Annotated in this window: 7 protein-coding genes; 6 read left to right on the forward strand and 1 reads right to left on the reverse strand. The window is 59.1% G+C overall.

Annotation, left to right across the window (positions count from 1 at the left end):
* The first annotated feature begins 5 nt into the window (after positions 1–5).
* The 3 genes from HRU71_13035 (at position 6) to HRU71_13045 (ending at position 4711) form a co-directional block, all read left to right on the forward strand.
* Entirely contained in the window at positions 6–3215 is a 3210-nt protein-coding gene (locus HRU71_13035) for a type I restriction endonuclease subunit R (protein QOJ04356.1), read from the forward strand.
* The gene (locus HRU71_13040) at positions 3212–3946 is read left to right on the forward strand and encodes a M48 family metallopeptidase (GenBank protein ID QOJ04357.1); all 735 of its coding nucleotides are present in this window, start codon (positions 3212–3214) and stop codon (positions 3944–3946) included. Before HRU71_13035 ends, HRU71_13040 begins: the two co-directional genes overlap by 4 nt.
* A gap of 453 nt (positions 3947–4399) precedes the next feature.
* Entirely contained in the window at positions 4400–4711 is a 312-nt protein-coding gene (locus tag HRU71_13045) for a hypothetical protein (GenBank protein QOJ04358.1), read from the forward strand.
* Positions 4712–4941: 230 nt separating this feature from the next.
* Here the strand turns inward: HRU71_13045 and HRU71_13050 are convergent, their stop codons facing one another.
* Complete coding sequence (locus HRU71_13050; GenBank protein ID QOJ04359.1) at positions 4942–8025, reverse strand: thrombospondin type 3 repeat-containing protein; 3084 nt, start codon at positions 8023–8025, stop codon at positions 4942–4944.
* Between the two features lie 425 nt (positions 8026–8450).
* Here HRU71_13050 and HRU71_13055 point away from each other — a divergent pair, with 425 nt between their 5' ends.
* From HRU71_13055 to HRU71_13065, 3 genes are all read left to right on the forward strand, one after another.
* Complete coding sequence (locus HRU71_13055) at positions 8451–10223, forward strand: O-antigen ligase family protein (GenBank protein QOJ04360.1); 1773 nt, start codon at positions 8451–8453, stop codon at positions 10221–10223.
* A gap of 428 nt (positions 10224–10651) precedes the next feature.
* On the forward strand, positions 10652–11821 hold the full coding sequence (locus tag HRU71_13060; protein QOJ04361.1) for a hypothetical protein: 1170 nt from the start codon (positions 10652–10654) through the stop codon (positions 11819–11821).
* Positions 11808–12758, forward strand: a complete 951-nt coding sequence (locus HRU71_13065; protein QOJ04362.1) for a hypothetical protein — start codon at positions 11808–11810, stop codon at positions 12756–12758. The genes HRU71_13060 and HRU71_13065 overlap by 14 nt, the downstream gene beginning before the upstream one ends.
* Positions 12759–13297: the final 539 nt, after the last annotated feature.

Consider the following 13297-nt stretch of genomic DNA (forward strand, 5'->3'; position numbering starts at 1 on the left):
ATGACATGCGAGAACCGCCACTGATGCTTGAAGATCACATCTCTCAGATTCCGGCGCTGCAATTGCTCCAGAACCTGGGATGGCAATACCTCACCCCGGCTGAGGCCCTGCGCCTGCGCGGCGGCCGAGTGGCCGGCGTGATTCTCGAGGGCATACTGGAAGGCCAGCTTCGGCGGATGAACCGAATCCGCTTCAAAGGCGAGGAGCATCCTTTTTCCGAAGGGAACATCCACTCTGCGGTGCAGGCGCTTAAAGATGTATTGTATGACGGGCTCGTTCGAACCAGTGAAAAGGTGTACGACCTATTGTGTCTGGGTAAGGCGCTGCAACAATCGATTGACGGCGACCTGAAGAGCTTCACGCTTCAGTACATCGACTGGGAACACCCCGAACGGAACGTTTTTCACGTCACGGAGGAATTCGCGGTCGAGCGCGCGGGGAGCCGGGAAACCTACCGGCCGGACATTGTCCTGTTCGTCAACGGAATCCCTATCTCGGTGATCGAGTGCAAAAAGGCAAACCTGGGGCCGGGCAAGGACCCCATCAAGGAGGCAATTAGCCAACATTTGCGCAATCAGAAGGACGACGGAATTCCTCGGCTCTTCACGTACTCTCAGCTTCTGTTGGCAGTATCGCACAATGACGCCAAGTACGGCACGATCGGAACACCAGCGAAGTTTTGGGCGTTCTGGAAGGAACGTGGAGACTACGAGGAAACGATCCGGGCCTTGATCAACCGGCCACTCTCCAGTGCGCAGAAGGAACAGCTATTTGGTGACCGGTTCGCATACGTGCGCCAGTACTTCGACGCGATGGAAGCCGATGGCGGACGCCAGGCAACCACGCAGGACCGAGCAATCTGGGCGCTGTGCCGGCCACAACGCCTGCTAGAGCTTGGCCATCGATTCATCTTGTACGACGCCGGCGAGAAGAAAATCGCCCGTTATCAACAGTACTTCTGCGTTCGAAAAATCATGGATCGCATCCGGAAGTTGGAAGATGGGAAACGGCCAGGGGGCGTGGTTTGGCACACCCAGGGCAGCGGCAAGAGCCTGACGATGGTAATGCTCGCAAAGGCAATCGCCTTCGAGTCGCAGGCTGAAGGCGCTCACCTCCACGATTACCGAATCGTCCTGGTTACGGACCGCGTTGATCTTGATGATCAGCTCTACAAGACGTTTCGACACTGCGGCGTTGAACTGGAACAGGCGAACACAGGTGCCCACCTGGTTGACATGCTTCGGGCCGGGAAGCACCGCGTCGTAGCAACGATTATCGACAAGTTTGAGGCGGCCGTTGGGAAGCAGAATTTGCGAATTGACGATGCGAGTATCTTTGTTTTGGTCGATGAAGGTCACCGAACGCAGTACGGCCCACGTCACGCCAAGATGCGTCGTGTGATGCCAAACGCCTGCTACATTGGCTTCACCGGCACACCGGTGATGAAGAGTGATCGTAATACCGTGACCAAATTCGGGGGACTGATCGATACCTACACAATCACCGACGCCGTCGAGGATCAGGCCGTCGTCCCGCTCAAATATGAAGGGCGGCACGTTTCGCAGACCGTCGACGAGGAGCAAATTGACCATTGGTTTGAGATCATTACCCGCAACCTAACCAAGGAACAGCGGACAGACCTGAAAAAGCGATTCACGACGACCGATCAGCTCAACAAGGCCGAGCAAAAGGTGAAGCGCATCGCATTCGACGTGAGCATGCACTTCCGAGATAACTTCCAGGGCCGGACGCCGTTCAAAGGACAGCTTGTCACTCAAGACAAGGCGACCGCCCTGCTTTACAAGAAGTACCTTAATGAATTCGGCATGGTCACGTCCGAAGTATTGATCTCCGGACCCGACGACCGGGAAGGAGAAACCGATGTCTACGAGGAGAATTCAGAGCCCGTGATTCGCTTTTGGAAAGCGATGATGGAAAAGTACGGCACAGAGAAGGAGTACAACCGCCAACTCATCGGCGCGTTCAAGCATGGCGACGCGCCCGAGATTATCATCGTTGTCGACAAGCTACTTACGGGATTCGACGCGCCACGCAATACTGTGCTCTACCTGACCAGAAACCTGAAGGACCACACACTCCTGCAGGCAATCGCTCGAGTCAATCGGCTGCACGACGGCAAAGACCTCGGTTACATCCTTGACTACCGTGGCGTGCTGGAGAATCTGGACAAGGCGCTGGACCTCTATGGTCATCTGCCCGACTTTGACAAGGATGATCTTGAGGGGATTCTGACCGATGTCCGGGAAATCATCGCCACGCTTCCGCAAACACATTCGGTTCTCTGGGACTGCTTCCGCGATGTTTGCAATTCGCGCGACGCGGAGGCATACGAACGTCTCCTGGCCGACGATGCGCTTCGTGTGCGTTTCTATGAGCGATTCACCGACTTTGCGCGGACTCTGGCTGTCGCTATGTCGACAGTGGCATTCATCGAAGAGACGCCGCAGTGGAAAATCGACGAGTACATTCGAGATCTCAAGTTTTTCAAGGATCTGCGTCAAGCCGTGAGGCGACGTTACGCGGAGACGGTTGATTTTTCTGAATACGAACCTCGAATCCAGAAACTGATCGACACGCACGTTGGCACGGGCGAAGTGGAGCAAGTTGTAGGGCCTATTGATCTCTTCGACAGAAAACAGCGGGATGAAGCGATCGAGCGTCCGCAAAGCGACGCCTCGAAGGCTGACATGATCGCTCATAACACGATGCGCGTCATCGAGCAGAAGTGGGAAGAGGATCCGGCGTTTTACAAGCGGTTTTCTGAAATGCTCCGCGATGCGATTGAGGCCTTTCGAGCCGAGCGGATTCGGGTAGCGGAATTCCTAAACCGCACACGGCACATCATGGACTGCGTGGTCACACATTCCGGAGATGAGGCACCCTCGGCGCTCTCCAATTCGAGCACGGCGAAGGCATACTACGGGTGCATTAAGGACGTATTCGATCGCATCGGGGGCGAATACAATCGCACCGTGGAATGCGCAGAGGCGGCAAATGAGATCGATCGCATTATCCTGAGTCGCCGAATCGTGAACTGGACAGCCAATCCCGATCAGCAGAATCGAATGCGGCAGGACGTTGAGGACTTTCTGTTTGAATTGAAAGAGAGATCTGGGATTCCGCTGACGTTCGATGACATTGACGGCATCATCGAGAACTGTCTCAGCATTGCACGGAGACAAAGTGCATCATGACTCAAAAAGCACAAACCGCGCCCGAGACACACGAAATCCGTTTCGGGAGTGAGCGGATTTTGTGCAGCCTCGTGCGGTCGTCTTTGTCCCGGCTCCGACTTGAGGTTGCGCCGACGCTTCTTGTGACAATCCGGGCACCGGCTCACTGCTCGACACCTCAAGCTCTCGCCTGGGCCAGGCGCCGCGCAAATTGGATACTTCAGCAGCAGGACTACTTTCGTGAGTTTCTCCCAAGACCAAGAGCCAAGCAATACGTCAACGGAGAGTCTTTCCGCTACCTCGGCAGGCAGTACCGACTAAAAATCGGTGAAGGCAAACCGCAACACGTTGCTATCAGGGATGGGTTCTTACGTGTGACGGCGTTGGACCGCCAGGATGCCCCTGGCGTGAAGCGACTTATCGAGGAATGGTATCGCCGGAGAAGTCTTGACGTGTTTGAAGGGCGACTCGATATGTGTTTTCGGACTGCCAAGTTACATGGCATACCGAGGCCAAATCTGAAGCGCCGGCGCATGCTTAGGCGGTGGGGAAGTTGCAGAGTCGGGAAGGCGATTCTCCTCAACACCTACCTTGTTATGGCTCCCGTTCACTGTATCGACTACGTGATCATGCATGAGCTTTGTCACCTGAAGGTGTCAAACCACGGCGCGTCGTTCTGCCGGTTGCTTGGCCAGCTCATGCCGGATTGGAAGATTCGGAAAACGCGACTTGAACGCATTGCGGTGTTGTGATCCGGGGTGGCTGATGGCTCCGATCATTCGAAGATCTCGCGGCGTGTACACGGTTGTCATGAGGCGCCCAAAACCAGAATGTCATCTATCAGTTGAAGGCCGGCCACGGGTTATCGAATCAAAACCGGCCAGTGGTTGATGATATACCTCATGTCATGGGTTTTGATCAAGTCGGCACAGACGCGCCCAAGCGATCCGCCGATACGACCAGCCCTGCTCGGCCAGCCTGGTAATTGCGTGCTGCTCGGCCATCTTGAGTTGATTCGCCATCGAAGATCTCCTCCAGCCAGACCCCGGCTGGGGAAACTTCATGACGAACCGTCAACTCCTCAAAGTGGCCGGTTTTCAAGTGATAATCGCTGGTCGGTTTTGACTGATGAATGACAGTGCCTTGAAACGCTTCTGCGCGGCAAGCACCCGGTGATCGTCTGCCCGGCCCGAGGAATCGTCGGAATGCGCCTGCCTGCGGTTTGGAAGGCGGCCATCGCCGAGAACAGAATGCTCGTAGCATCGAACATCGACGCGAAGCACCGTCGCCCGACCGCCAAACTCGCCGAAAAGCGAAACCGCCTCGTGGCGGACCTGTCCGACGAGGTCATCGTGGCCGACGCCTCGCCCGGCGGCCAACTCGAACGCCCTTGCCGCGACCTCGTCGCCACTGGCAAGCCACTCTGGACGCTCGACGACCCGTCGAACACGCAACTGCTGGCCCTTGGCATCCAACCGCTCCGCGCCGTTGACGCCAGACGGTCTGGAAGGAAATGACGAAAGGGTTCTCCTTGCGGCAGATCATCGCAACCGTCGTTCCGGACGATGGCCAGCGTTTCGTCCCGGCAACCGTCACCGCAGCCGAAATCCGCGAGGAGCAGCAGTACGGGAGTATCCGCGTGAAGTTGGTCGCCTTGTTGGGAATCGCGAGAATTGGAATGCAGGTCGACGTTGGATTCGGCGGCGCCATCACCCTTCGGCCGAGCCGTCTGGCGCTGCCGTGCAACTCACTTCATCAAAATGCAGTCGACAAAGAACTGTATATCGAGACCGTTGACGAGTTCGTCGTGATTCATATCGCCTGGCATACAATCCATCGCCGCTGGTGCGCAGAGTGCAGCGACCATGCCGGGCAAGTCATCCATCGTCACCAGCCCATCACCGTTGAAGTCGCCGGGCACACAGGGCACGCCGGTAAATTCGTCAACGCCGATGTCAACGCGATCGTTGAACACACGAGCATCGCCGTCGATGTCCAATTCGTCCTCCAAGGGGACGTAGGCCGGGTCGCCGGCGTCGATGCCAGGAGACTTGGAAGTCAGGCGGTAGTTTGCGTCCACCAACGGATTAAGCGCGAGGTTGCCAACGCCGCTGCCGTTGTGGTTCTGGATGATCGAATATGACGGCGTGCTGGAGAAGTAGAGTTGCGGGCCGAGCAACATCGAGACGTTGCCCCAGAGGATGTTGCCATTAAGCTGGGCGAAGCTGCCGGCGATGCCGCCGCCGGCGAAGCCTGCCCAGTTGTCCATAATGGTGTTCTGTCTGATGAAACCGGCACAGGCGCGGAAGCCGCCGCCAGCCAGCCCCGCGGCGTTGCCCACCACGAGATTGTTGCGGATGTCGCCGTCACAAGAGAACAGGCCGGCACCTTCCCATGCCTGGTTCTCGCGGATGTCATTGCGCAGGATAAGTCCGTTACAGTCGAAGAGGGCACCGCCAGCCTCCTGGGCGAGGTTGCCGTACAGGACGTTTCCAAGAATCAGCCCGTTTGACCTCGCGATGCCGCCGCCGTGTTGGTTGGCGACGTTGTTGGTGATCTCGCAGGTCTCGACGCGGTCAAATTGGCTGAGGCCGCCTCCTGTGTATATGGCGGTGTTTTCAGTGACCTGACTGTTGCGAATCGTGGAATTCGATGATCCGTCTGCGCCTCCACCCTCGTATGCACTGTTGCCGGAGATCACGCAGTTTTCAATCACCGTGTTACCTATGCGTGCACCACCGCCTGCACTTGCCGAGTTACTCCGAATCGTCGAATTGGTTATATAGCTTGTGTAGCTCGTGAACGCGATTAGCCCTCCTCCGTAAAACCCAGCCGTATTATTGTGAATATCGGAGTTGTTCACCTTAAGTACGGCATGGAGACTGCCGTATCCATAGGCCGCGAGGCCACCGCCACCTTCACCATTCGCGACATTCTCATAGATCTCGCAGGATTCCACATCAAGCTGGATCGTTGCTTCGGGAGTAATCTGAAATGCGTACGACGCCACAGCCGCGATACCACCACCCGCGTTTGCCGCTTCATTGCGTCGGATGATGCAATCGGCCACCAGGGGATTGAAGAACGTCGTGTATGCCGAGTAGGCCGTATATGCGGTGTAGCCGCCGAACAACATTCCACCACCGTCGCGGGCCGGCCAGGGACCCGCAGCCAGATTGTCCTCGACGACGCAGCGAGTAATGGTCGGCTGTGCGCTATATGCACAAAAAACTCCACCGCCTCCAGCAGATTGTCCATTGCGAATCGTCAACCCCGACAGCACAGCTTGGCGCTTCTCGCCGCGCTGGAAGGTCACGACCGAACCAGACTGGTTGCCATCGATCACCGTGGCGGCCACCACCAGCGGGTCCAGCGGGTCAGACGAACGCACGACAATGTTCTTCCCCAAAAAGTCGATATTCTCCACGTAAATACCGGGCATCACGATGATCTCGCATTGATTGACCGTTTGCACGTTGGCGATGGCTGCTTGAATGGTGGTGAAATCGCCGCCACCGCCGTGATCGACCACGATCCGGCAGTGGCACGTCGGATCATCGGGGCAGGCGTCGCACGCGTCGCCGAATCCGTCACCATCGGTGTCAGTCTGGTCGGGATTGCCAACGAAGATGCAGTTATCCACGCAGTCGGGCACGCCATCCCTGTCGGTGTCGGTCTCCGGGTTGCCGCAACCGCAGAAGAGTGGCTCGGTCTTGTTGGGGTCGAAGGGACAGCCGTCGCAGTCGTTACCAACGCCGTCGCCATCCGAGTCGATCTGGTCGGGGTTAAAGTCGAACGGGCAGTTATCGCAGTCGTCGATGATGCCGTCGGCGTCGGTGTCGCTCTCACAGTCGTCGGGGACGCCATTCCAGTTGCAGTCGTTTTCCGTTCTTATGGCCATGCTGTGCAGGCCGCCGGCCGCGATGGCTACGAAGCCGCTGTTGGGAGCAGGCACGTTGGTCTGACCGTCGCCGTTGTATCCCCACGCCGCGATCGAGCCGTCGGCCTTTAGACCCAGACTGTGGTAGATGCCACCCGCGATGGCTACGAAGCCACTGTTGGGCGCAGGCACGTTGGTCTGGCCGTCGCCGTTGTATCCCCACGCCACGATCGAGCCGTCGGCCTTCAGACCCATGCTGTGGAAGCCGCCGGCCGCAATGGCTACGAAGCCGCTGTTGGGCGCAGGCACGTTGGTCTGGTATCCCCACGCCGCGATCGAGCCGTCGGCCTTTAGACCCAGACTGTGGTAGATGCCAGCCGCGATGGCTTCGAAGCCACTGTTGGGCGCAGGCACGTTGGTCTGGCCGTCGCCGTTGTATCCCCACGCCACGATCGAGCCGTCGGCCTTCAGACCCAGACTGTGGCCCCCACCAGCTGCAATGGCTACGAAGCCGCTGTTGGGCGCAGGCACGTTGGTCTGGCCGTTGTCGTTGTTTCCCCACGCCACGATCGAGCCGTCGGCCTTCAGACCCAGACTGTGGCCCCCACCAGCTGCAATGGCTACGAAGCCGCTGTTGGGCGCAGGCACGTTGGTCTGGCCGCCGCCGTTGTATCCCCACGCCGCGATCGAGCCGTCGGCCTTCAGACCCATGCTGTGGTCGCCGAGGGCCGCGATGGCTACGAAGCCGCTGTTGGGCGCAGGCACGTTGGTCTGGCCGGCCCAGTTGCCTCCCCACGCCACGATCGAGCCGCGACGAATGTCCACGTCGTCGGGTATGCCGTTGTTGTTGCAATCCGCGCCCCTCGCATGAACGTTTGTGCAGAGCCACAGTGGAATCACAACTGCAACAAGACCGAAGGCCGATCCGAAGGAAAAGCGTGATCGCGTCACAGTTGTCGCCTCCTTCTCCAACCGTGTAGCAAGCCCTGTGAATATGAAGCGCACACAGAATAACTGAATTCCGGGTCAATATATCGCCGACACTGCCGTTGAATCAAGAGCGGTTGGAGAAATCTGTCGAACTACCGGGAAGTTGCAACCTTCCTAATCGCCATCGCAATCGCCAGGCAGTCGCGACTTATTTCACAACTCCATACACGGCGAGAACTTACGCAGTGGATTCCGTGCGAGTTGCTTCGTGACCGCTCAATGGTGGGCGGTTCCCGCCCAATATTACAAGCACCTCAATTTGACGGGCGAGAAATACCCATCGAGGGCCAAGCTGGCAAACTGGTCCACCAAGTTGGAAAGGCGGCAATCCCTCGCATTAAGTGTCTTTGAAACAAAGCGGCGTCGGGACATTACAATCGACGGGCGTGTTTCAACACCCACCCGAACCGGCGGAAGCGAACGCGGCGATCAGACAGACGCCTTTTGTAGATCATCTTCAAATTGGCATTCTGGCGGGTGCGGCGATTCTGGTGCCGTTGGCGTTTCACCCTCGCTCTACCGAACCGTTCTTGTTCTACAAGGCGTGGCTGCTGGGTGGGCTGGGCCTGGCCGCGGCTACGTTGGGACTGTCCACTCGCTGGCTCGACCGCGCAACGTGGAACGGCTGGCCCGAAGGCCGGCTGATCTTGCTGTTGCTCTTGTGGGCAGGGCTCTCGTCGCTTTGGGCGGGCAACACATACTTCACTTGGCTGGAACTGCCCTTGCTTGCCGCGCCGGCGTCGCTGTGCATCGCCGCCCGAACTGTTCTCACCACCCCGCGCCGGCGCCGCGCACTATTCACTTGCGCGGCGGTTGCCGGTGTGATCGTAGCCTGCGCGGCCGTTGTCGAGGTGCTGGGATATCCGATCATATTCCGCGAGCATGGAAAGATTCTGGCGCTCTTCGGCTATCAAAACCTTTTTGCCCAGCATCTCATGATCACGGTGGGCTTCACCATTGGGATCATGCTCTTGTCCGGCAGCCGATTCGTCAGGGGTCTGCTCACGCTGGCCGTCGCGGTCCAATTGGTCGCATTGGTAATGACCATGTGCCGCAGCGCCTGGCTGGGGCTGCTGATCGGCTGGCTGGTTGTGGTCATTTTGATCCTTCGCGCCGGCCTGCCAGGCCGGGCGTCCATCCGCCGGATGTGGCCGCTGGCTGTCACCGGGATGGCCGCCGTAGTTTTGACGTTTGTCGCGGTGGCGATTTGGGGGGCGTCCAGCACGAGCTACGGGCCGGAACTGCTTCAACTTCGGCTGTGGGGGTTGGTTTCGCGGGGCACATCGGGCCGGCTCCCGATCTGGTCGGCGACATGGGACATGATCAAAGAATCGCCAATACACGGAATGGGGTTCGGTAACTTTGCCCTGGAATACCCGCGCTTCGTCGCGGACAACATCGAATTCGTGCGCTATGCACACAATGACTACTTGCAGTGGACGGCAGAACTCGGCGTTGTCGGCCTGGTGCTCTTGTTGGCGCTCCTCGCGGCCGCCCTAAAGCGAAGCGGGCGCCTGATGGTGTCGCGCGATCACGCTACGCGAGTCGTCGAGATGGTCGCAATGGCCGTCCTCGTCGGCGTGGTCGTGGACGCGATCTTCAGCTACGGCTTCTATCAGCCCGTGCCGCTGATGTACCTGTTCATGACGATCGGCATGGTGCGGGCATTGGAGGACGAACCGGCGAGGCCCTCCTCCCGCGCAGCGTTGCACCCAGCGGGGTTGTTTTTCGCTGTGGCCCTTGCGGCACTCGGCGCGAAGTTCTTGTGCAAGAACTGGGCATCGAAAGATGCCCACGACACGGCGATCGTTGCCAGGGCGAAGGGTGACTTCGATGCTGCGCTGGACATGTTGGAGCGATGGCAGACCCTCGCGCTGGATGATCCCAGGCCCTTTTACTTCGACGGAGTACTATCCTACGAGGCGCGCCGATGGGACCGGTCAGAAAAAGCACTGACGAAGGCGGCCCACATGTCGCCGCACATCTGGCAAATCCATCATTACCTGGCGATGGTCCTTTATCGCAATGACGACCTAGACGCAGCCGAACGACACATTGAGAAGGCGATGGCCCTGTGCAAGAGCGTCCGCGAGGTCCATATCACCGCTGAACTCATCCGACAGCGGCGGGCAGAGCTTTTCCCTCAAAGAAAACACTGATTGACGCAACGAAGGCGAAGTTGCCAGGGGTTGTCGGCAGATCCGCCGGTGGTGAGCAAGCCGATGGCCTTGATGTAGCGTTCGCCAACGCAAGTAGTCTCCACATGTAGCGAGGACCGCAAGCGTTGGTCACCGATCCAACATTACGGCGACCAAACGCTCGCCACGATAACCGAGATACCTCGAAATAACCCCAGTTACGTCAATGACTTGAAACCGCCGCTCCCCGCGCCGACGCAACCCTCAAGATGCATAATTCACTGCCCGGCGAATTTTGTGCTTGACAGGACCCGAACGTTTCCCTAATCTGCTCCCCCGATCCGCCCGTCGGCGGATGCCAGCCCCAATGGTTGCCGGGCCTAGGCCACGGAATCGCGTGTCATCGGATGACGCGGCCCGGCGATTTGCTGTCTCGGAGGAGATGGACAATGGCTCGGCAATATTCCGCGAAGACCTTTCTCCGCAGTGTTCCAAACACGATGCTTGAGGAGTACTTCAAGCGCCGCGGCGTCGACTTGGGGTTCCGATGGGACATGCTGCGCGAGACCGAGGTCAACCCGATCTTCGAGGCGATGGAGCGGCTCGACGAACAGGTGCGCAGCCGAATCGACAGTGACTTCTCGATGATCAACGACCTAGCATGCGAGGGCGGCACGCAGGCGATTCTCGAGGACGCCGAGCTGTGGAACCACGACGACTGGCCGGAGCGATTCTCACGAATGAACAACGCCTACGAACGGGCGATGTGGACATTCCTGAATGATCCGAAGCGGTTTCAAGTGGCCGGCTGCTTCCACGAGATGGATCGGCTGGGTGGCTGGCGGCGCCGATTTGTCGGCAAGTTCCTTCAGGCACGGTGCGACGAACAATCGCTGGCCGCGTTTCAGAAGTCGCTGCGGATTTTCTACCGGCGGCAAGGTCGCGGCCGACACTGCCATGTCGATGTCTATGAGCGTCACGACCCCGAGCGGCAGTGTTATTTTGCATACCCGGAGGACTACGCCAGCACGGATATCGGCTACGACGAACGCGGCCGCTTTCAACACCGCGCGCGACGGTCCGCCTTCGAGATCATCTTCGTGTATCGGCCGGAGGACGGCCTGCTCGAACTGCGGGCCCGCGGCAACAAGCGGCAGATCACGCAGTTGGAGGAGATTTTCTGCAAGACAATCCTGGGCCTGGTTCAACTGCCAGAGGACGGCCGTGTGCCGTTCGACCTGGCGGTGTTGAAGGATTCGGCGTTCTCGTTTCGGACCGCGCCCAAGGATCGGGTTGCCGCGGTTCACGTGCGGGCGATGCGATTCGACGTGCCGGCGTCGCCTTCGTGGCGCATCGCCATCTCCGCCAATGCCAACGACCGGAGGCCGCGCGCGTTACACGAGCTTCTGGATCAAGCCATCGATCAATCCAAATTGCCAATCTCCGACCTGCACGTATCACAGGCGAAGCTCCGCTTCACTTTTGAGCCGCACAACGGCGAGCGGCCGAAGTCGCTCACGTTCGAGGTGACGTACCCAGATCGCTGCACGCTCCGCGACGACACGCACGACCAGATTGCCAAGAAGTACCTGAAGGAGTGGGGCATTGCGCGAGACTGACATCCTGCGAGGGCTACTGGCGCGACTCGATGGCGCAGATGAACCGGCACTGACTTTCGAAGAGGTCCGCCGATGGCCAACCGGCGTGCTCGAACGGTTCATCGCAGCGGGAATCGTTCGAAAGGGTCCGTTGGCCCGATCCACGATCTACTACGACTGTCCGAATCACTGCGACATCGCCTACGACCCGACACCGCATCCTCGGACTGGCCAGGCCGTGAGTCTCCATCTCTGCCAGCACGAGGAGTGCGGCGGACTGGTCGTCATCGATGCCGACTTCTTTCAACTGTGGGAAATTGTGTTCGATGTCATAGGGCAATCACTCGGGCGGCTGCTTCAGCTTGGCAGCCAATTCGAATTGCTTGTGCCGAATCGGGTGTGCCTGCTCGGCACCGTATTCACGGGCGGCGGACCGCTGGATGTGTTCTGGGCACGCGCCCTGGGGCGATCGGATGCAAGCACGATTATCAGCAACGCCCCACGTTTGGCGGCCGCCAACGCCCCTGTGATCATTGTGCCCAAGGCAATTCCGCCGCCGGGCCTGTGGCAGGACATGCGCCCAGCGTTTCTGCCGTTGGCGGAGCATGTTTCATGGCACACCGAAGCCGGCTGCATCGACGTCAGCCCGTTGCAATCGGCGATCGGCTCGCTCCGGCCGCCCGTGCCCCAGGAACAATGGCTGTCGGTATCGCAATGCGCCGCACTGCTGGCCAATGATCTCCCGTATCTGGACGAGAGGAAAACAGCCGCGCGCGTCTCGAAGGCTGCGAGTGCAGGCAAGTTCGTGACCAACGGGAAGAAGGCAACATCGCGGCGAATCGACCGCGTGAGCTTCGACGCGTGGCGCCTGCAACAGCGCGATCGTGATCTTGACGACGATGAAAAATCGCACTTCGGCGACGACGCATCGCGCGCGGACCGACATCGGCACGACTGACGCTGGTCAATCCGCGCGGTGCAGCGCGGTCTACACCGCGCTGGGGGCCACAAACAGCCGCAAATCACAACCAAATAGCCAAAACTTGCAATTCGCAAACCGCGTTGGTATCGTTGGTTGCGCGTTTGAGCCAAGGCGGGTTTAGATTCCTAAACCGCAGGTCGGAGGTTCGAATCCCCCCGGGCGCGTTTAGACTAAACCTCGCCGCCCCGCGAATCGTGGGGACCTGACGGCGTTCGGCAGCGCGGCTCTAGATGCAAATCCGCGCGGTGTTACACCGCGCTGGCGTCCAGGAGGCACGCGCCTGCCGTCCTTGCGAACATCCAAACCCCGAGTTCCTTCCTATCACCATCGCCCAGGTTACGATCAGGCCATCGTTACGCTCATGCCTTGGCTCACAGTTCAACTGGAATCTCGGGACGGTATTTTGTGAGAGACTTCGCGGCCGTTACGCTGACGGCGATTCCGAGTCCCGCTCGGCCGGCAGGGGGACAAACCACGGGAACAGGGTCGGCGCAGCCGCAGGCGGGCGCCGGTAT

This window comes from Planctomycetia bacterium (genome assembly GCA_015200345.1).
Classification (GTDB): Bacteria; Planctomycetota; Phycisphaerae; order UBA1845; family UTPLA1; genus PLA3.

Excerpts from the sequence above, each read along its gene's own strand:
- HRU71_13035 (QOJ04356.1), top strand. The coding sequence starts at position 6 with ATGCGAGAACCGCCACTGATGCTTGAAGATCACATCTCTCAGATTCCG.
- HRU71_13040 (QOJ04357.1), top strand. The coding sequence starts at position 3,212 with ATGACTCAAAAAGCACAAACCGCGCCCGAGACACACGAAATCCGTTTC.
- HRU71_13045 (QOJ04358.1), top strand. The coding sequence starts at position 4,400 with ATGCGCCTGCCTGCGGTTTGGAAGGCGGCCATCGCCGAGAACAGAATG.
- HRU71_13060 (QOJ04361.1), top strand. The coding sequence starts at position 10,652 with ATGGCTCGGCAATATTCCGCGAAGACCTTTCTCCGCAGTGTTCCAAAC.